Origin of the sequence: Mycoplasmopsis pullorum, from assembly GCF_001900245.1 — a bacterium.
GTDB lineage: Bacteria > Bacillota_I > Bacilli_A > Mycoplasmatales > Metamycoplasmataceae > Mycoplasmopsis > Mycoplasmopsis pullorum.
The window spans coordinates 336663-357583 of record NZ_CP017813.1; the positions used below are offsets into that span (position 1 = coordinate 336663).

The 20921-nt window shown below is 29.9% G+C and carries 19 protein-coding genes, 2 tRNA genes and 1 riboswitch; of the genes, 14 read left to right on the top strand and 7 right to left on the bottom strand.

Annotation, left to right across the window (positions count from 1 at the left end):
* Positions 1–154 precede the first annotated feature (154 nt).
* The 3 genes from lysS to BLA55_RS01250 are packed head-to-tail and all read left to right on the top strand — an operon-like array spanning position 155 to position 3639.
* Positions 155–1621, top strand: coding sequence for a lysine--tRNA ligase (lysS, locus tag BLA55_RS01240; RefSeq protein ID WP_073372302.1), 1467 nt, complete (start codon positions 155–157; stop codon positions 1619–1621).
* A complete protein-coding gene (locus BLA55_RS01245) occupies positions 1621–2457 on the top strand; it encodes an HAD family hydrolase (protein ID WP_073372303.1) in 837 nt (278 codons plus the stop codon). The genes lysS and BLA55_RS01245 overlap by 1 nt, the downstream gene beginning before the upstream one ends.
* Before the next feature lie 6 nt (positions 2458–2463).
* The gene (locus BLA55_RS01250) at positions 2464–3639 is read left to right on the top strand and encodes a trigger factor-related chaperone (RefSeq protein WP_073372304.1); all 1176 of its coding nucleotides are present in this window, start codon (positions 2464–2466) and stop codon (positions 3637–3639) included.
* A gap of 59 nt (positions 3640–3698) precedes the next feature.
* Here BLA55_RS01250 and BLA55_RS01255 read toward each other — a convergent pair whose 3' ends face one another.
* The 3 genes from BLA55_RS01255 to cypl form a co-directional block, all read right to left on the bottom strand.
* Positions 3699–5078, bottom strand: a complete 1380-nt coding sequence (locus BLA55_RS01255; protein ID WP_157089904.1) for an ABC transporter permease subunit — start codon at positions 5076–5078, stop codon at positions 3699–3701.
* A gap of 196 nt (positions 5079–5274) precedes the next feature.
* Entirely contained in the window at positions 5275–6009 is a 735-nt protein-coding gene (locus tag BLA55_RS01260) for an ATP-binding cassette domain-containing protein (protein WP_073372306.1), read from the bottom strand.
* Positions 5990–7174, bottom strand: coding sequence for an ABC transporter thiamine pyrophosphate-binding lipoprotein p37/Cypl (gene cypl / locus BLA55_RS01265; RefSeq protein WP_073372307.1), 1185 nt, complete (start codon positions 7172–7174; stop codon positions 5990–5992). Before cypl ends, BLA55_RS01260 begins: the two co-directional genes overlap by 20 nt.
* Positions 7175–7213: 39 nt before the next feature.
* A riboswitch (TPP riboswitch) is annotated at positions 7214–7310 on the bottom strand.
* A gap of 158 nt (positions 7311–7468) precedes the next feature.
* Between cypl and pyrH the strand changes: the two genes are divergently transcribed.
* The 8 genes from pyrH (at position 7469) to eno (ending at position 15298) form a co-directional block, all read left to right on the top strand.
* Positions 7469–8185 (top strand): UMP kinase, encoded by a 717-nt coding sequence (gene pyrH, locus BLA55_RS01270; protein WP_073372308.1) that lies wholly within the window; start codon positions 7469–7471, stop codon positions 8183–8185.
* A 1-nt stretch (position 8186) separates the two neighbouring features.
* Positions 8187–8738 carry a ribosome recycling factor gene (frr, locus tag BLA55_RS01275; RefSeq protein WP_073372309.1) on the top strand — a complete coding sequence of 184 codons (552 nt, stop codon included), beginning with the start codon at positions 8187–8189 and terminating at the stop codon, positions 8736–8738.
* 267 nt (positions 8739–9005) lie between these two features.
* Entirely contained in the window at positions 9006–9458 is a 453-nt protein-coding gene (locus tag BLA55_RS01280; RefSeq protein ID WP_073372310.1) for an LSm family protein, read from the top strand.
* Between the two features lie 8 nt (positions 9459–9466).
* Entirely contained in the window at positions 9467–11182 is a 1716-nt protein-coding gene (locus BLA55_RS01285; protein WP_073372311.1) for a NusA N-terminal domain-containing protein, read from the top strand.
* On the top strand, positions 11163–11462 hold the full coding sequence (locus tag BLA55_RS01290; RefSeq protein WP_235631840.1) for a YlxR family protein: 300 nt from the start codon (positions 11163–11165) through the stop codon (positions 11460–11462). Before BLA55_RS01285 ends, BLA55_RS01290 begins: the two co-directional genes overlap by 20 nt.
* Entirely contained in the window at positions 11438–13243 is a 1806-nt protein-coding gene (gene infB, locus BLA55_RS01295; RefSeq protein ID WP_073372312.1) for a translation initiation factor IF-2, read from the top strand. Before BLA55_RS01290 ends, infB begins: the two co-directional genes overlap by 25 nt.
* 28 nt (positions 13244–13271) lie before the next feature.
* Complete coding sequence (locus BLA55_RS01300; RefSeq protein WP_073372765.1) at positions 13272–13784, top strand: adenine phosphoribosyltransferase; 513 nt, start codon at positions 13272–13274, stop codon at positions 13782–13784.
* A 152-nt stretch (positions 13785–13936) separates the two neighbouring features.
* Complete coding sequence (gene eno, locus BLA55_RS01305) at positions 13937–15298, top strand: phosphopyruvate hydratase (RefSeq protein ID WP_073372313.1); 1362 nt, start codon at positions 13937–13939, stop codon at positions 15296–15298.
* A gap of 189 nt (positions 15299–15487) precedes the next feature.
* Here eno and BLA55_RS01310 read toward each other — a convergent pair.
* From BLA55_RS01310 to BLA55_RS01325, 4 genes are all read right to left on the bottom strand, one after another.
* Positions 15488–15561 (bottom strand) — tRNA-Trp (locus BLA55_RS01310).
* Between the two features lie 24 nt (positions 15562–15585).
* Positions 15586–16689 carry a redox-regulated ATPase YchF gene (ychF, locus tag BLA55_RS01315; protein ID WP_073372314.1) on the bottom strand — a complete coding sequence of 368 codons (1104 nt, stop codon included), beginning with the start codon at positions 16687–16689 and terminating at the stop codon, positions 15586–15588.
* Between the two features lie 72 nt (positions 16690–16761).
* Positions 16762–16837 (bottom strand) — tRNA-His (locus tag BLA55_RS01320).
* 54 nt (positions 16838–16891) lie between these two features.
* The gene (locus BLA55_RS01325; protein WP_073372315.1) at positions 16892–17470 is read right to left on the bottom strand and encodes a hypothetical protein; all 579 of its coding nucleotides are present in this window, start codon (positions 17468–17470) and stop codon (positions 16892–16894) included.
* Positions 17471–17540: 70 nt separating this feature from the next.
* Here BLA55_RS01325 and coaBC point away from each other — a divergent pair, with 70 nt between their 5' ends.
* The 3 genes from coaBC to mnmE are packed head-to-tail and all read left to right on the top strand — an operon-like array spanning position 17541 to position 20812.
* Positions 17541–18722: a bifunctional phosphopantothenoylcysteine decarboxylase/phosphopantothenate--cysteine ligase CoaBC gene (gene coaBC / locus BLA55_RS01330; RefSeq protein WP_073372316.1), complete on the top strand. Its 1182-nt coding sequence runs from the start codon at positions 17541–17543 to the stop codon at positions 18720–18722.
* The gene (locus BLA55_RS01335; RefSeq protein WP_073372317.1) at positions 18710–19450 is read left to right on the top strand and encodes a type III pantothenate kinase; all 741 of its coding nucleotides are present in this window, start codon (positions 18710–18712) and stop codon (positions 19448–19450) included. Before coaBC ends, BLA55_RS01335 begins: the two co-directional genes overlap by 13 nt.
* Before the next feature lie 3 nt (positions 19451–19453).
* Positions 19454–20812, top strand: coding sequence for a tRNA uridine-5-carboxymethylaminomethyl(34) synthesis GTPase MnmE (gene mnmE / locus BLA55_RS01340; protein WP_073372318.1), 1359 nt, complete (start codon positions 19454–19456; stop codon positions 20810–20812).
* Positions 20813–20921: the final 109 nt, after the last annotated feature.

Sequence of the window (20921 nt, forward strand, 5' to 3'; positions counted from 1 at the left end):
GGCTAAGATGGGACAATCAAACTGTGTGATGTGGACATATTAGCGCAATATAGGCATTTTCGGACTTGTTTTGCTTTAAAAATTTGATTAATTCTTTAAAATTTAATTATTATTAAAAAATACATTTTTTAAGCAAAAAACGCAAGGAGAAAAAATGTCTAAATATACTGAACAAGAATTAGTAAGACGTAAAAAATTAGATTTTTATAAAGAAAATAATGTAAAAGCTTTTAAAAATGCTGATGATTTAAAAGAATTAAGTTACAGCGATGATATTACTAAAAAATATCAAGAATATACACGTGAAGAGTTAGAAGAAAAAGCGTTTCCTGTGAACTTAAGTGGACGTATTATGACAATGAGAGGTCCATTTATCGTTATTCAAGATTATCACGGAAGAATGCAAGTTTACTTTAATAAAAAAGAAAATGCTGAATTAGCTAAAATTGTCGAAACGTTCGACTTAGGGGATATTATTTATGTTGAAGGTGTTGTTATGAAAACACACACTGACCAAGTTTCGGTTCGTTCATACAACATTGAATTATTAACTAAAGCATTAAAACCTTTACCTGACAAATTCCATGGATTAGTTGATGTCGAAGAAAGATACCGTCACAGATATGTTGATTTAATCATGAACGAAGAAAGCAGAAAAACATTCTGAACTAGAACTAAAATTATTTCTGAAATTCGTAGATATTTTGATGAATTAGAATACATGGAAGTTGAAACACCATTTTTACACGATTATTTATCTGGTGCTGCTGCTCGTCCTTTCAAAACACATCACAACGCACTTGATCAAGAATTTGTCTTGAGAATTGCAACTGAAATTCCTCTTAAAAAATTATTAGTTGGTGGAATTGACCGCGTTTATGAAATTGGACGTATTTTCAGAAACGAAGGAATCGACACAACTCACAACCCTGAATTTACCTCGATTGAGTTCTATGAAGCATATTCAAACCTTGAAGGTATGATGCAAAGAACCGAAGAATTATTTAAACGTTTAGCTAAGAAGTTAGGTAAAGAAAAAGTTATGAATAACGGTGTTGAAATTGACTTAACCAAACCATTTGCACGTGTAGACATGGTGCAGGCAGTGTCAGAAGCAACAGGATTAGACTTTAAAAATGCTAGCGAAGCACAAATCTTAGAAGTAGCAAAAAAACACCACATTAAGATTGAAAAATACTTTACAATCGGACACATTATTAATGAATTATTTGAAGAATTAATTGAAAAAACTTTAATTCAACCAACTTTTGTTTACGGACATCCAATTGAAATTTCGCCATTAACTGCAAAAATGGATGATGAGAGATTTACACATAGAGCTGAGTTGTTCATTAATACAAAAGAATACGCTAATATGTATACTGAGTTAATTGATCCAATTGACCAATTAGAGCGTTTTGAAAAACAATTAGAAGAAAAAGAAAGCGGAAACGACGAAGCAAGCGACATTGACTATGATTTCGTTGATGCTTTAGAATATGGAATGCCTCCTGCTGGTGGATGTGGAATTGGAATTGATCGTTTAACAATGTTATTAGCTGAAAAAGAATCTATTAGAGATGTTTTACTATTTCCAACTCTCAAAAGAAAGAAAAAATAATGTCATACAACAAAGTTTTTGCTTTTGATTTAGATGGAACTTTATTAAAAAAAGACAATACTGTTAATGAATTCACAGCTAAAGTTATTAAACAAGCACACGAATCAAATAATTTAAACATTGTTGCTACCGGACGGGGAATTTTAAAAGTGTTACCATTAATTGAAAACGGTACACTTGATGGTTTTGATTACTTAGTTTGTTCAAATGGTGCATTAGTTTACGATTTAAACAAAAAATCAAAAATTGTATTAGGTGCTGTTGATTTAGAATCATATAAAATCATGCGTGAAGCAGTAATTAAACACGATTTAATTTTTACTGTGGACACTGATTCATTCAATGGTTCTTTCGTATCTGGGGACAAAGATTATCCTGACTGAGTTAAACCAGAAGAAAGAATGGACCTAGCTTACTTAAATCGTCGTACATTAGAACAATTAGATGAAGTTGCCTACGCTAGTGATACAAAATTAATTCAATTAGCTTTAAGATGTCCAATTGAAAAAGCGGAATCAATTTATAATGAGATTAACGCAAAAATCAATGGTCGTCAATCGGTGTTTTTAACAAACGCAATTTATGTTGATGTTAATAGTAAAGGAATCTCGAAATTCGCCGGATTAGAATATGTTTTGAAGTTGACTAACACAAACGAGTCTCAACTGTACACATTCGGAGATAGTGGTAATGACGTAGAAATGATCAAAGGTGCTTTTAAGGGATACGCAATGGCAAATGCTACTCAAGTTGCAAAAAATGCAGCTGATGAAGTAATCGGTGCTAATGATACCGATGCAATTGGTCAAAAAATGTTAGAAATTTTAAACAGTTAGGAAAAGATGCAAACAACAAAATTTATTATTAAAGAAGTTCAAGCAGATAAAAACCAATGATTAGAAATGCAAAAAAATGCATTGGATTATTTACAAAAACAAAATAATCCCAAAATCGATCAAAGTGTCATTATCGAATTCGCAAAACGTTATTTTTTAAATTCAGAAATTTCAAGAATATTTCAAGAATTTAGTAGTGATTTTTCAAAAATCTACTTCAATCCAATTGTTAGTGATGTTAAAGTTGATATGAATCAAGCTAAAGCAACATTTAAATTTTATTATTTTGATGATTTAAATGCAATAGACATTAATAAAAAAGTCAATGTTCACTTTAGAAATGATTTAGAAAATGATCCATCAGTTAAACCTTTTATTGATGAGTATGTCAAATCTTATGATTTTAAAATTCCAGTGCAAAGACCATCGCAAGAAGGTGATATTGTCACATTTGAATTACAAAATATTGAAAATTCACACTCTGAAATCAATACTTTACAAATTGATTCAACAAAAGACCAAGAAATTGCACAATTATTACTTAATAAAGAATTAAATAAAGAATATTCTGTGTCTTTTAAAAATAAAGATTACATCTTAAAACTTATTCAAATTAAAGAAGTTAAAAAACAACCAATCAACGATAAAACAATTCATCTTTTAGGTATTGATGAAATTCATACTGTCGAAGAAGCGAAAAACTTCATCATGAAAACAGTTGTGGAACAATTATTCTACCGTGAATTAGCTCAATATAAGGAAAAAGTTTACGAAGAATTAATTAATCAAATCGAATTACCAGAACCACCGGCTGAAATTGTTAACAAAGAATTAGAAAACATTGCAGCTAAAATTAAAGAACAAGCAGCAAATGATCCTCAGTTTAATGGTAACGTTGAAGAAGTTATTAAACAAAATCAAGAAAAATTCTTAAAATATTCAAATCATAATTTCAAACTAACTTTCTTGAATTCATATATTCCAAGAACTTTAAAATTAGATATTACTCAAAAAGAAGTTGATGAAGAGTATAAATTAATTTACTCAATGATTCCTGTTAATGAACGTCAAAAAGCTAATATTTCAGTTCCGAATGTAGTACAAGTTTTATTAAACCGTAAAATTGGACTATATTTCTTAAAAATGAACGAACCTGAAATTTATGAAAAATACAGTAAATAAGCTATTTAAGTCGCCACTATGGTGACTTTTTGTATAAAAAAATCACACATTTAGTGTGATTAAATTTTCCTTTTGGATAGACGAAAATTTGAAAATTCCAAAACCAAGAATGTAACATAAAGAGGCAAAAGTAATGGAAAAATATATTGAATTTCATTATGTTTAATAAAATGACTATATTTTAATCCAATTGAAAATCCACCAAAAGCACTAAAAATAAGTGCGTTTCGTAAACGGTTGTCAAACTGAATTAAAAATTGTGACTTAACTTCTTTTCGAATTGACGGTCAACAATGTTTTACAAAAATTTGGTATTTGTTAAATCCTTGCAATCTTAATAATTTAATTTTTTCGACATTTAAAGCATTATAAAATTCACTAATTTGTTTTGCGGAACTACGAAAAACAGAAACAGTTAAACAGAAAATTATTAAATTTTGAATGCTAAAAATTCAAATAAATAAGTAATAAATTATCATAATTGGAATTATTCGTCAAAACATGATATTCAATTTTAAGCTGATTGCGAGTCATTTATTATTTATTTTTTCTGCTGAAAAATAAGCGTAAACAACAGCGATCGAAACACCTAAAATTGTTGAAATAAAGCTTACTTCAATTATTTTGAACGTATCAAGAAGAATTGTCCAAAATTCATTTTCATTATATAAATTAAAATCAAAACTAAATAATTTAATCAAAACAATTGTGATTTGTTTTCATTGAACATTTAGATAAGAAAAATCAGTAAGCGTAAGAATAAAAACAATTGAATAGATTAAAATGAAAATTCAAAAAACAATTTTTTTCAGATTTCGTTGAAATCAAATTTGAATGTTATTTGCGTTTAAATTTATTTGAAAATGGTATTTAATAAGGAGATTGGATAGATATAAAATTAATTCTAAAATACCTATAAATAAGCAAAACACGATTAAAAAGATGCCTAAATATTCATATTTATTTTTAAATTGATTAATATAAAAACCAATTCCGTAAACTCCAACTTGACCTAAAACGCTGGTTCATCTTAAATTACTCTCAAGTGAGAAAAGAAAATATAAAAATACTTTATTTTTATGTTCGAGTAAAACAGTTTTATAAAATGCCTTTAATAAGCTATATCCGATTCTACGTAATTCTCAATATTTTTTTAGATTAGCATTTTCGTAAATGTTATTTAAATATCTAGTTAATCATAATCAAGTAAATCAAAAAATAATTAAACTGGCCCCTAAAAGTCCTCCAAATCCCTCGGTCAAAAGGAAAAGCGGTATTAATGATGGTAAAGCTTTTAAGCAAATTACAATGATTTTAGCAATTGTAGCAGTATATTTTTTTATATATAAATTTTGTGTGATTAAAATAGAAGTAAAAAAAGCGAACAAGAATCCAAATAAATTACCAAAAACCACCGCTTTAATGCTTAAAAACATCATTTTTAAACAGACTCAAAAAAGATTTTGACTGTAATCTTGGGATGTAGTTTTAAATTGAAATAATTTTGCTAAGTTTTTTCAAAATAATTCAGGTCGTGTGTTACCTTGTGAAAAAATGTTAAGATGAAAAATACTAATCACAAAAAAAGAGATTAATAGAATTCACAAAAGCTGTTTAAATTTAATTTTATTAAAACTATTGATCAAAAAAGTTTTCAATTTCACTCCTTTGAAATTGTTCTTTTTCGACTGTTTTTTCAACTTTTCCGTCTTTAAACAATATTAATTTGCCGCAATACTCGAGTGCTAAATTAATATCATGAATTACAATAATTATGGTTTTATTCATGTCCTTTAATTGTTTAAAGACTTGCATTATTGAATCGGAATTTTTAAGGTCAAGATTTGATGTTGGTTCATCCGCAAAAATAATTTCTGAATTATTAAAAAGAGCTTTAGCAATTTCTAAACGTTGTTTTTCACCACCAGATAATTTATAGACTGGAAAATAGATTTTGTCGGACAAACCGACTAGTTCTAAAGATTTTTTTAAATTCTCTTTGTCATTTTTATCTAGAAAGTTAAAAAACCTTTTTAGTCAATTACCATGATTACGATAAAGACGTTTCATATTAAAATAAACATCTTCATCATCGATTAAATTTGGTTCTTGAGTGATGTATGAAATTGCTTTAAGTCATTTTTTATGATTGTGCGGATTGCTAAAAGCATATTCAATTTCACCTTTGAATACACTTTTAGGTTGTACTATTGCATTAATTGTGGTGGTCTTTCCGGAACCACTTTTACCAATTATTCCAACAATTTGATTTTTAGGTATAGTAAAAGATGCATCACGAACTAATGTCTGATTTTTATCTTTTATTACAACATTTTTAAGCGTAATTAAATTATTTTGTACCGTTTTCATACATACTAATTACTGAGCTTAAATCATTAATTTTTTCATATCCAACAAATCCTTGTGATTTACCTGTAGGATCTTGATCTGCATTAGCTAGCTCAATAAATGTATCTGAAATAGTTTCAATAACTTCTTTTGGCAAGTCTTTATTAAACACACCAAGATTATATGGAATAGGATTTGTTAATGTCAAGATTTCTAATTTTTCACCATCTCTTGGTGTATATTTACTTAAGTTTTCTTCTTTTGATTTTGTTCATGAATATGAACCTTGGTTATCAAAAACTATGTGCTTTGATGCATCTTTATGTAAATGAGCAATTTTACCTTCAACAAAAAGATTTGCATTATTTAAAATTTCCTCTGAAAGTGTTGTAAATTTATTATCTTCTTTGTTAAAGTGTAATTTTAAAAGATTTTGTGGAAGGATGAATTTGCTTCCTGAATCTGAACTACCATGTATAACTCCAAATGATTTGAATGTTGCTCAATCTTTATCATTTCAAGCTTTGATAATGTTTGCTCTTACTTCATCTGTCCCTGAAATTCAAATTGCACCTCTTTGATAATTTACTTTTTTAGCTGAATCATAGAAGTTTTTGTAAATATAATTTATCTTATCTCAGTTATTTGGATCTCAGTTTGCATATGGAGTTGCATTAAATTCTTCTGTCTCTGATGCACCTAATTTTCTAAGCGGATCATTTTCAAGAGTACCATCAACATATACAGCGGCTGTTGAATCGTTATTAAATGAACGAGCTAAAGTTTGTAAATAAGGATTAACTTCATTGTGTTTTTCGTTACTCATTAAAGCGCCAACTGAAGGGAAAGCAAGATGTGCAGCTCCTTTGATTACTTCGTCTAATGCGGTTGTGTAATCATCTGTAAATTCAATTGTAAATTTATAAGATGGTAATTTAGATTCTAATTTTTTAATTAAAGCAACTTTTGCTTCTTCACCAGCATATTGTGCATCACTATTTAAAATAATTTTAAAATCTTTTTTTGGTGTTTCTACTTTACCGTTATCTTTTTGAGTGTCCCCAGTACCTGTCCCAGGTGTTTTAGGAGTTTTTTCTGTTTTGCCAACACATGCTCCGGAAATTGCAGGAACAACTGTAAGCAATGATGTAGCAGCTACAGATAAAGCTAATTTGTATTTTTTCATAAAAAAACCTCTCTTCGCGATAATTAGCAAGGAGAGGGGATATTTAAAAAAGGAACTCGCTACGCTAGTATAAACTAGATCAGCTAATAAGAGTCTTTCTCAATCCTACAATTGTAGGATACCCCCGTCCATCGCTTAACTATAATTATAAATTATTTATGATTTTTGCCGCGAAAATAAAGGTGGGTTCGACTAAAAGATGATTTATTTCGTTGATAAATAATAAAATTTATTATTTTCGACCGTTTCTGGTTTTATATTTTATAATTTAAAAAACGAAATACAAGGAGCAAAATGAAATATAAACGTATTCTTATTAAGCTTTCTGGGGAAGGTTTAGTTAATAAAGAAAAACATTTAGCTATTGATTACGGATTAGTTTCAAACATTGCAAAACAATTAAAGCAAATCGTTGAAATGGGAATTCAAGTTTCGATCGTAATCGGAGGTGGTAACTTTTGACGTGGTGCTTCAGCGGCAAAAAACGGAATACCGCGTAATAGAGCAGATTATATCGGTATGTTAGCGACAATTATGAACGGTTTAGCATTACAAAGTGGATTTGAACAAGAGGGATTAGCCGTTCGTGTTCAAAGCTCTATTAATATTGATGCTAAAGTTGCTGAAAATTACGTTAACGAAAAAACAATCAAATACTTAAATGATGGAGAAGTTGTTATTTTTGTCGGTGGTACTGGTAGACCTTTCTTCACCACTGATACAGCTGCTACTCTTTATGCATCAGAAATTGGTGCTGAGGCCATCCTGATGGGGAAAAATAAAGTTGAAGGAATTTACGATTCAGATCCTAAAACAAACCCTAACGCTAAACGTTTTGAAAAAATTACTTATGATGAAATTTTAGAAAGAAAACTACAAGTCATGGATTTAACCGCCACAAGTATGGCACGTGACAATAATATTTCATTAATTGTATTTAATATTGCTGAAGAAAACTCAATTTTAAGAGCTATTAAAGGAGAAATTACTCATACAGAAGTAATTAAATAATATGGAAATAGATTTATACGTATTAGAATTACATGAAAAAAGTGAAAAAGCAATTAACCATTTTCGTTTTGAAATCTCAAAAATTTCAACAGGTCGTGCAAATCCACAAATCATAAAAGGAATTAGAGTAGATTATTATGGTACACCTACACCATTGGATGAACTAGCTAATATTTCTGTTCCCGAACCACAACAATTATTAATCAAACCTTATGATCAATCGTCAGTTAGAGACGTTGTAAAAGCTTTGACTAATGCCAATTTAGGAATTATGCCTGTTGACGAAGGTAACCAAGTTAGAATGACATTCCCAGCACTAACAACTGAACGCAGAAGAGAAATGGTCAAAAATTTAGCTAAATTTACCGAAATTGCTAAAGTTGGTGTTCGTACAGCTAGACAAGATGTAAATAAAAGTATTAAAGCTGACGAAGAATTGTCAGAAGACACACAAAAACAATACTTAGATATAATTCAAAAAGAAGTCGATAAATTAATTAACCACATTATCAATATCGCCAAAGAAAAAGAAGATGAATTAATGAACAAATAACAAGTATTTTTGCAAATAAGTCGCAAGAATACTTGTTTTTTATCAATTTTTTAATATTTTTGTAACAGTTGCGATGACAATTGCATTTCTCGGAACATTAGGAGCTTTAGTTCTCAAAATATTCAAAAAATGGTAATTTTTAGTCCATTCTAATGAACTAAGGTAAATATTTGTTATAATTGGAAAGCAAAATTCCAGATAAGAAGTTGCTTTTGCAACTTTTTATTATTTTGATAATTTACATAAACTGTTATAAAAAAGGAAATTATGGACTATAAAAAAATTTTAAAAGACGAATTTGGTGACATTATCATCTCAGCAAAAATGGTCGCTGATCCGATTGAATTAGTCAAAAGTGCATTAAATAATACCTTAGAAATAGTCTTAAATACTCAAGATTTGAATGAAGTTGAAAAATATTCAAAACTTTTTATTGAATATTTGGATAATCAAACTTGATTTAAAGACGAATGAAACTTAAGTGTACTTTCTAAAGGTGTTGAGACTAATATTAGTCTAGATGATGTAGAAAATTATATTAACCAAAAATTAAAATTTTTCTTAGATAAAGCGTATTTGACTCACAATATTTTTGTTGGTGAAGTTTTAGAAGTTTTAGAAAATGAAATATTAATTAAATGAAACGATCATGGACAGTTTAGAAAAATAAAATTAGACAAAAACAATGTTAATAAAATTGAACTTTACATTAAATTTTAGGAGTTAAAATGCCAAGAAAAAAAGCGAGCGAAGTACAAGTAGAAAATGTACAAAACGAAAACACACACAGAAGCGAACTATATCAAATGATCAATGGTTTTGCAAAATCAAAAGGTATTAATGTACAAGATGTTTTAGACATTTTTAGCGACGAAATTAACAAAGCGATTAATCGTGATATCGATCCAGAAGCTGAAATTATTTTAGAAATCGATGATGCAAATGAAGAAATTTTCGTTTACAACTTAAACAAATTAGTTTTAAGTGATGAAGAATATGCAAATTGAGAAACTGAAATGAAATATGATTCAGTTGCTGATGTTGAAAAAATGAAAACTATTTATTTAGTTAAAATTTCAGATGCTAAAAAAGTTGATCCAGAAATTGAAGAAGGTGATTCATTCAAAGAAGAAATTAACTTTGATAATATGCCTAAACGAAGCAAAAATGCAATTCGTTCAGGATTTACACAAAACTTAAGACAACGTGAAAAAAGAAATATTGCTGAAAAATATAGACATTTAATTGGAACTAAGTTGCAAGCGCGTGTTTTAACTAAAAATGAAAATAATTCATACAACTTAGAATTTGAAGATGGCGTAACAGCCTTTTTACCTGCAAGCAAGGTAAATCGAAGTTTAAAAATGTCATTAGGTTCATTTATTGATGTTTACCTTGAAGGTGTTGATGAAGAAAGTAAATACAGTATTTGTATTGTTTCGACTGATTCACCAAGAGCAATTTATGATTTATTAAAAAACGAAATTCCTGAAATCGAACAAGGTTTAATTGTAATTAAGGATGTTAAAAGAAAACCAGGTGAAAGAACTAAGGTTTCAGTTGAGGCAGCACAATCATCAGCGATTGATCCTGTAACAGCAATTATTGGGGTTAATGGAAAAAGAATTTTAGAAGTAAGCAACAAATTAGGTGGTGAAAAAATCGATGTAATTCGTTATTCAGACGATTTAGCAAGTTATGTTAAATATGCAATGTCTCCTGCTAAAGTTGTCGATGTAGTTCCAATTAACAAAGGTAGTTCAAAATATCCTAATTTTTGTGTAATTGTTAAAAAAGGTGACTTGACTACAGCAATTGGTAAACGCGGAATTAACGTAGAATTAGCACGTGATTTAACCAAAACATGATTAGAATTGTTAACTCCAGAAGAGGCTGTTGCAAAAGGGATCGAATTTAAAAACGAACAAATTTATGATAAACCTTTATTTAAACCAAAACATACACCAAAACGTACTCCTGCACAATCACTATTCGAAGAATTGGACATTGATGTAACTGATTTTGCTAGTGATGTTTCAAGATTTATCGAAGAACAAACTAACAACGAACAAATCGAAGAAGAACCAGTTCAAAAAGAAGATAAAAAAGCAACAAAAAGTGCAGAAAAATCAAAAAAATCTGCAAAATTGGACATTGATTCATTATTTGACATTGAAGAAGTTTCAGAACAAATTGAATCAGACAATAATTACGATTTCTTAAACAAAATCGATTTTGACAAAGTTTTTGATGATAGCGAAATCGAAGAGGATGAAATCAGTGAAAAACCAAAATCAAAAGCTTCAAATAAAGAAAAAGAAAGCAAAGCTTATAACAAAGCAAAAATCGAATTAAAAGACTTCAAAGTAGATAATGATTTAGTAAGTTACGGTCTTTCAGAAAATCTTGATTTAAGTGATTTTGATGATGAGTGAGAAAAATAAAAATTACACACGTAAATGTGTAGCAACAAATCAAATACTAGACATTCAAGACTTGATTAGATTCGATTTTGATAAAAAAAAGAATCTAATTCAACTAGACTTAGAAAAAACTGGTAAAGGTCGCGGTTGTTATATTAAAAATGATCCGAATGTATGAGAGAAGTTTTATAAGGGTAAAGGATTAAATAGATCGTTTCGCTTTAATGTGTCTACAGAAGTTTATGATTCAATTTACAAACAATTAATGGAGGGAATATGGCAAAAAAACAAAACAGAATAAGCAACGTTGAGGATGTTAAAAAACAGCTTTCAAATATTAAAACAGAATTGAAAGATGGAGTTTTTACCTTTACTGGTAAAATGACAATAACTGATTTTGCTCAAAAAACCAAAGTCAATGCAAATGAAATTATTAAAAAATTCTTTTTAAAAGGTAAAGTATATAACTTAAACTATGTACTTGAAGAAGAAGAAATTGCTGAATTATGTCTTGATTATGGTTTTGACTTCAACAAGGAAGTTAATGTTGATGCTGGGAACTTCTTGGATGAAGTAAATTTCATCGACAAAGAAAGTGACTTAGTAAAAAGAGCACCGATCATCACCGTGATGGGACACGTTGATCATGGAAAAACTACATTAATTGATAAAATTAGAAATTCAAATGTGGTAGCAACTGAAAGTTCAGGGATTACACAACACACTGGGGCATATCAAGTACAACACGAAAAAGGTAAAATTACTTTTATTGATACACCGGGACACGAAGCCTTCACACAAATGAGAGCACGTGGTGCTAAAGTAACTGATATTGTTATTTTAGTAGTAGCAGCTGACGACGGTGTGATGCCACAAACCAAAGAAGCTATTATACATGCTCAAGCGGCAAATGTACCAATTATTGTTTTTGTTAATAAAATGGACAAACCAAACAAAGACTTGGACCGTTTAAAAGGTGAATTAGCTGAAAACAATGTTATTATTGACGAGTACGGTGGGGACACTCAAATCGTTTATGGTTCTGCTCTTAAAGGGGAAGGTTTAAATGATTTATTTAATGCAATTATTTTACTTTCTGAAATTTTAGACTTAAAAGCAAATCCAAATCGTTATCCAATAGGGACAGTTATTGAATCTAAAATTGACAAAGGAATCGGTAACGTGTCAACTCTAATTATTGAAAACGGAACCTTATATAAAGGTGACTTTATTGTGGCTGGTTCACGTTATGGTAGAATTAGAGTTTTAACAGATACAAATAACAATCCAATCGAGAAAGCGTTACCAGGGACTCCTGTGGTGATTTCTGGACTAAATTATGCACCAATGGCTGGTGACAAATTTGTTGGTTTCTCAGATGAAAAATTTGCGAAAAAATTAGCTTCAGAGAAAAATATTATTGATAAACAAAACGAGTTATACCAAAAATCACAATCATTAATTGATAATGATGGTAAAAAGATTTTAAATGTTATTATTAAGAGTGACGTGCAAGGGACAGCTGAAGCGATTAAGGGACAAATTGACGGAATGTCAAATAATGAAGCCGCAATTAAAGTTGTTCAAGCTGCGGCAGGAAGTATTACAAATACTGATTTATTACTAGCACAAGCTTCAAATGCAACAATGTTTACATTTAACTTAAAACCAACCGCATCACAAAAACAATCAGCTAAAAGTTTTGGAGTTGATTTATATTCTTACGATGTTATTTATAAAATTATTGAAACTTGTGAAAAAATGTTAGAAGGTGAAAAAGAACCTGTGTACGAAGAGCGTAAAATCGGATCAGCACATATTATTAAAATCTTCTTCTACTCAAAAGTTGGTAACATTGCTGGTGCAATCATGGACGAAGGGGTTGTTAAAGCGAACTCAAAAGTTAAAGTCTACCGTATGAATAAATTAATTCACGAAGGTGTTTTGGACTCACTTCGTAGAGAATTAAATGACGCTAAAGAAGTTGTTAAAGGTAAAGATTTTGGTTGTCACATTAAGAAATTCAACGATATCAAAGAAGATGACGTTTTAGAATTTTACGAGGATATTAGAGTAAATTAATTAAATTTAATAAAGGTTAATCATGAAAATCGATATTCAAGCATACATTAGAGATATTCCCAATTTTCCAAAAGAGGGGATTCTATTTAAAGATATTAGTCCCTTATTAGCAAACGGAGAAGTATTAAATTACACAATTAATCAAATGGCTGCGGAATGCAATGAAGCAGACATCATCATTGGACCTGATGCGCGCGGATTTTTATTCGGTACACCAATTGCTGCACAACTTAAAAAACCATTTGTGATGGTTCGTAAACCCGGTAAGTTACCTGGAGAAGTTGTGTCAATTGATTATGGTAAAGAATACGGAAAAGACCGTTTAGAAATTCAAACTGGATTCATCAAACCGGGACAAAAAGCTGTGATTGTGGACGATGTTTTGGCTACTGGCGGGACACTTAATGCAATTATTGAATTATTAAAATCCCAAGGTGTGGAAGTTATCAAAGTCATTATGTTAATGGAATTAACTGAGTTAAAAGGTCGTGAAAAAATCAATGACAAGAACATTCAAATAGTATCTTTAGTTCAAGTTTAAAAGGAAATTAAGTAACCTATTAAAGGTTACTTTTATTTTATGAAATATTTACACATTTAATTAAAACAATAATATTTCTTAATGATTATTAAAAAAATGAAAATGCTATAATATTAACAATTAAAAATTGTTAATTATACATAAGGAGAAAAATGTCAGCAATTTCAAAAATTCATGCACGTGAAGTTTTAGATTCTCGTGGTAACCCTACAGTTCAAGTTGAAGTATGAACAGAAGCAGGTGCTTACGGTTCAGCTATGGTTCCTTCAGGTGCTTCAACAGGTTCAAGAGAAGCATTAGAACTTAGAGATAAAGGTTCAAAATACGAAGGTAACTGATTCGGTGGAAAAGGAGTTATGTTAGCTGTTGACCACGTTAACCAAGATATTGCTCCTCAACTTTTAGGAATGGAAGTAACCGAACAACGTGCTATCGACTACAAAATGATTGAATTAGATGGTACAGAAAACAAAGAAAAATTCGGTGCTAACGCTATTTTAGGAGTTTCATTAGCTGTTGCTCACGCTGCTGCTGATGAATTAGACTTACCATTATACAAATATTTAGGTGGATTCAACGCTCACTTATTACCTTTACCAATGTTAAATGTTATTAATGGTGGAGAACACGCTTCAAATACATTAGACTTCCAAGAATTTATGATTATGCCAGTTGGTGCTAAAACATTTAGAGAATCAATGCAAATGGCAAACTTTGTATTCCACAACTTAGCTAAATTACTTAAAAAAGCTGGACACGGAGTACAAGTTGGGGACGAAGGTGGATTTGCTCCTAACTTCAAATCACACGAAGAAGCTTTAGATTTCTTAGTTGAAGCTATTAAAGTTTCAGGATACACTCCTGCTCGTGAAGGTGAAAAAGCTGTTGCTATTGCAATGGACTGTGCTTCAAGTGAATTATATGAAAATGGTGTATATACATTTGGTAAATTAAAAGCTGCTATTGAAGCTAAAAAACCTGGTTTTGAACACTTAGAAGGTGTTAAATTATCATATACAACAGACGAAATGATTGACTACTTAGGAAAATTAGTAGACAAATATCCAATCGTTTCTATTGAAGATGGTTTAGCAGAAAGTGACTGAGCTGGATTTGAAAAATTCACAAAAGAATACGGACACAAAGTTCAAATCGTTGGTGATGACTTAACAGTTACAAACACAAAAATCTTAAAACGTGCTATTGAAGAAAAAGCTATGAACTCAATTTTAATTAAAGTTAACCAAATTGGTTCATTATCAGAAACATTTGAAGCTATTCAAATGGCTCAAAAAGCAAACATGACAGCTGTAGTTTCACACCGTTCAGGAGAAACAGAAGATACAACAATCGCAGATATCGCAGTTGCTATGAACGCTGGACAAATTAAAACTGGTTCAATGTCACGTATAGACCGTATCGCAAAATACAACCGTTTATTAGCAATCGAAGAAGAATTAGGTTGCTCAGGTAAATTTGCTGGTGCATCTGCATTCTACAACATTAAAAAATAGTTTTTAATAATTAGAAACTAATCCTAAATCAGGGTTAGTTTTTTTATTTGCATTTTGAAGTGAGCTCTAATAGAAAATTAAAAATACCTATAAACAAGTGATATTTGTATTTTAGGTTTCAAAAATCGCATATATAAAACGCAAAAAAAGAAGGAATTATAAATTCCTTCTAGTCCAAAGAAATGGATATGGCGAGGGTTACAGGAATCGAACCCGTCTCGGCGGTTTTGGAGACCGCTGCACAACCAATATGCTAAACCCCCGAAAAAGGACACGCAAGTGTCTTTTTATTTTCCGAATTTAAAGTGACACACATCACCGTCGTGCATCACGTAATTTTTTCCCTCTTGACGCATCTTACCAGCGTTTTTTGCATTTAATTCTCCTCCAAGAGAGACGAAATCATCGTAAGAAATAACTTCCGCTTTAATAAATTTCTTTTCAAAGTCAGTGTGAATAATTCCGGCACATTGTGGTGCGAGCATTCCTTTTTTATAAACTCAAGCACGTACCTCTACTTCTCCAGCTGTAAAATAGGTTTCTAAGTTTAATAACTTAAATGCTTCACGAGTTAAAATGTCTAGTCCACTTTCACTAATGTTGTACATTGATAAAAATTCTTTTGCTTCATTTTCGTCTTCAATTGTAATTAATTCCGATTCCATTTGTACTGAAATAGGGATAATTTGCGAGTTTGCTGGTAGACTATTTTTTAATTTATGAAAATTAGCATCATTTGCATAATCAACAATTTGTTCATTACTTAAATTTGCAACATAAATAATTGGTTTACGAGTTAAAAGTTGATATCCTTTGATAATTTTATTTTCTTCTTCATTTAACTCAACATCACGAGCAGGAATTTCTTGTTCTAAAGCTTCTTTGATTTTTTGAGCAGTTGCTTTTTCAAGAATTGCGAACTTGTCCCCGCTTTTAGCTTTTTTGTCCACACGATTTAGAACATTAGTGATAGTTTCAATATCTGCAAGCATCAATTCTAAATTGATGATTTTTTGATCTCTTTCAGGATCCACACTATGAGCAACGTGCATAATGTCTTTATTTTCAAAACATCTAACCACATGAATTATTGCGTCAACTTCACGAATGTTGGCAAGGAATTTATTACCTAAACCTTCCCCCTTGCTAGCTCCTTCTACTAGTCCTGCAATGTCAACAAAGTCAAAAGTTGCGTGTACCACTTTTTTAGGATTGACAATTTCAATGATTTTGTCTAAACGTGGATCTTTTAATGCAACAGATGATACGTTTGGTTCGATTGTAGTAAATGCATAATTTGAAGCTTCAACTTGTTTTTTAGTCAGCGAGCTAAATAGTGTACTCTTACCTACGTTTGGTAATCCCACGATTCCTGCTTTTAATGATGCCATTTTATACCGTCCTTAATTTTTTTTGGTGATTAAATTTGAAAAAAGCAACCTATTCGGGTTGCTTGTCTCATCTGGGGCGAACGACGGGATTCGAACCCGCGAATGACGGGACCACAACCCGCTGTGTTAACCACTTCACCACGTTCGCCAAATGCTTATCAATTATATCACAAAATTTTGATAAATAATACAAGTTATTAAATTAATAGTGAATATTTGAATTTTGTCTACTTTTTTCAAAATAAACAAATAACGGAGTCATTAATCCAACCAATACAGTTAGTGCGATTGGTTCTGCGATAATGTTAGGTAAAATCAACAGGAATCAAAATTTAATTGGATTTACATTTTGATTTGCAAAAAAATCAAATGGAAAAACTCAATTATGAAGCAGCAAAAAAATAGATACAAATAATGTATTAAGAAATGCAGAACTAAAACCAAGTACAAGTGCTTTTCAAAAATTTATTTTACCTAAAAACTCATAAGTAAAGTAAATTGCTATTCCGACTAAGACTCTTGGTAAAACGGATACATCTGGATAGATGAATAATACTTTTCCATAAAAAATTGCTGCTAAAAAAGATCCAGCTCCGACAAATAAACCTGAAAGAATTCCTAATTTTCGTAAATGTACAACCATTAACGGGATTATTAAAGTGGCTAGATTAATCGAAACTACACCAATTTGAATTAATCCAACATTTGGAATCAAAGTTAAAATTAATGTTAAAGCAAAATAAATTGATAAATAGACAATTTGTTGAGTTGTTTTATACACTTTGTCTCCTTGATTTAATTAATGTTATATAATTATAAAAGTTTATTTTAATTAACAAATAAGGAAAAAAATGAATATTTTGATCTTAGGTACATCAAGCATTGCAGTCAAAAGAATTAATAGTTTAGTGAGTTTATTAAAAAAAGAATCAAATGTAAATGTTAAAGTTGTTTTATCACCAAAAGCGGATCAATTCGATTTAGTTGATACTAGTGATGAATTTGAATTAGTTAATTATCAAAGTAACTATCAAAATTTAGATCCTTTACATGTTAATTTGGCTAAATGAGCAGATCAAATAATAATTTTTCCTGCAACTTTTAATACTATAAATAAGTATGCTAACGGAATTTCAGACAATTTTATATTAGATATATTGTCGCTGGGTTTCCACAATAAAACTCTTATTTGTCCCGCGATGAACACACTGATGTATCAAAATCCTATTTTGCAAAATAATATTCGGAAATTAAAAGAGCTCGGTATAACTTTCTTAGGACCAATTCAAGGTTTATTACACTGTGGAGACAATGGAATTGGACACATTGTTTCAAATGAAGAAATTATTGATTTTCTTTTTAATAAAAACAAAAAACCTAAATTACTATTAACTCTAGGATACACAAATGTCCAATTGGATGATGTAAGAGTTTTAAGTGTTCCCAGTTCAGGAAAAACAGGGATTGCTTTAATTAATGAATTGCACAACGATTTTAATTTGACTGTAATTAATGCAAATATTCAAAATCTCAATTTAACTATTCCAAATAACATCAAAATTATCAATGTGTATACACCTAATGAGTACGAAAAATCGGTAATGGAGCAAATTGTGGACGCTGACATTTTTGTTTCAAATGCGGCAGTAAGCGATTTTATTTTTGATAAACATGATGGAAAAATTAAAAAGGATACAAAATTCGATTTAACCTATAAAATAGGTCCGGATGTACTATTCGAAGTTTCAAAAAAATTTCCAGAAAAAATTAAAGTTGGTTTTGCTTTAGAATCAAAAACTAACGGAAAACTTATTGATTTAGGGATGATGAAATTCGAAAAGAAAAAATTAGATTTATTAGTTGTAAATTCAAAAGAATCGTTAAATTCCAATACTAGTTCAGGTGTTTTTATTTTCAAAAATGACAAAATTATTCAGACACAAGAATTTGAATCATTAAGCAAACCCGATTTAGCAAGTAAAATTTCTAAGTATTTAAAAACTATTTTAAAGGATAAAAAATGCGAACAATAGTTTTTGACGTTGGTAACTCTTATTTAAAAATTGGTTTCTTTATTGACGATAAAATGGAAAACTGATTTTCACAACCAATTCACCAAGTTGATGAACAATTTTTAGATGAATTTTGAAATCAACATCAAATTCAAAAAAATGAATGTGTCGTTTTAGGTAGTGTAGTTGTATCAAAAACAAAAATGATTAGCCAATATTTCGAAAAACACAATCAAAAATATGTTCTGATTGAAAACGCAATGAAATTTAGTTTTTCAATAGATGAAAAAATGGACATTAACAAAATTGGTAGGGACATTTTAGCAAGTTGTGAGTATGTAAGCGGACACTTTGATTCTGGATTAGTATTTATTTTTGGAACTGCTGCGGTTTGCTTAAAAATTTTAAATAAAAAATTAATTTCTGTTTCGATTGCCCCCGGGGTAGGTTTAAGCTTTAGAAATTTATTAGAGAGTGCTGATGGACTAAAAAATAAAGAAGTGGATTTAGAATTTTACAATGAAAATGCTACGAATACAATTAATGCTCTCCAAAGTGGTTTATTCCATATTTTAAATGGTTTTGTGTGGTCTCACAAAATGAATTTATCTGAGAATGAAAACGAAAAAATTACTAAAATAATCATTTCTGGTGGTGACGTACTTGATAAGGAGGTAGAGGGGACAATTAAGATTGAAAATGTAGTACTCAAAGGTTACTACGAAATTTTTAAACTTAATTACTCTTAATTTATGTTTGATAATATTGCTGCTATTAGTTCTGGTGCAAATGTAAATCAAGCGATTTCAATTGTCCGTGTAACTGGTCCAGATGCTGTGGAAATTGTTAAAAAAATATACAAAGGACGTTTAGGAAAAGACCATCAAATTACTTACGGACACATTTACGATTTTAATGACAAAATGGTCGATGAAGTTTTGGTGATGTGATTTACAGGTCGTGAAAAAGATGGACAAATAATTTATAACAATTATGTTGGTGAACCTTTGATCGAAATAAATTGTCATGGTGGTGTGGTTGTCACTAATCAAATTTTGGAATTACTTTTAGCTTCTGGTGCTCGTTTGGCAGAACCTGGTGAATTCACACGTCGAGCTTTTTTAAACGGAAAAATGGATTTAGTTAAAGCTGAAGCTGTACATGATTTAATCATGGCTAAAACAACAAAACAAACTGCTTTATCAATTAGCAAATTTAGCGGCAAAACCAGTTCCTTAATTGAAAATTTAAGTGATGAAATAGCTTATATTATAGGATTATGTGAAGTAAATATCGACTATCCAGAATATGATGATATTGAAATATTAACTGATGAAATTCTTTTGCCTAAAGTAAAAGATTTAATTACAAAAATTAAAGAAATCATTAAAGTAAGTGAAAGTTCAAGATATATTTTTGAAGGTGTAAATGTTGCTATTTTAGGAAAACCTAATGTTGGTAAAAGTAGTTTGTTAAATGCACTTTTATCCGAAGAAAAAGCGATTGTTACTGATATTGCAGGTACAACTCGGGATTTAGTTGAAGCTTCTTATCAAATTGAAGGTATTTTATTCAAATTAATTGACACTGCGGGATTAAGAAAAACAGATGAAAAAATCGAAAGTATCGGAATTAAAAAATCACTTGAACAAATTGAAAGAGCAGACTTAATTATTCACGTTTTAGATCCAACACAAGAAAACAATGAATTTGACTCAATGATCGAGCAAAAAAGCAAGGAACTAAACAAGATTTATATTAAGGTTATTAATAAAAAAGATTTAATTAACACAATCGATGATTCTTCGGTGGTTTATACATCTGCAATAAATAATCAAATCGAAACTTTAGAAAAAGCATTGGTCGAAAAATTTAGCGGTATTGACATTGAAAATGACAAAATTTTATCTAACACAAGACAATTAGCTTTGATAAAAGAATGTTTAAACCATTTGAATGAAGCTAAGAATAGCTTAGAAAATTTTATGACGTTTGATGTAGTAATTGTTGACATTACAAATGGATGAGATAGTTTACAAAACATTCGTGGAAAAGCGAATCGTGAAGATTTGTTAGATAAAATGTTCAAAACATTTTGTCTCGGTAAATAATTATTAACTTATAAGCAAAGACTATTCTTTGCTTTTTTATTTAAAAATGAGTGGAATATTTATCATTCTTAATTGTTTTGACATAAATAAAAATAATTAATTTAAAATT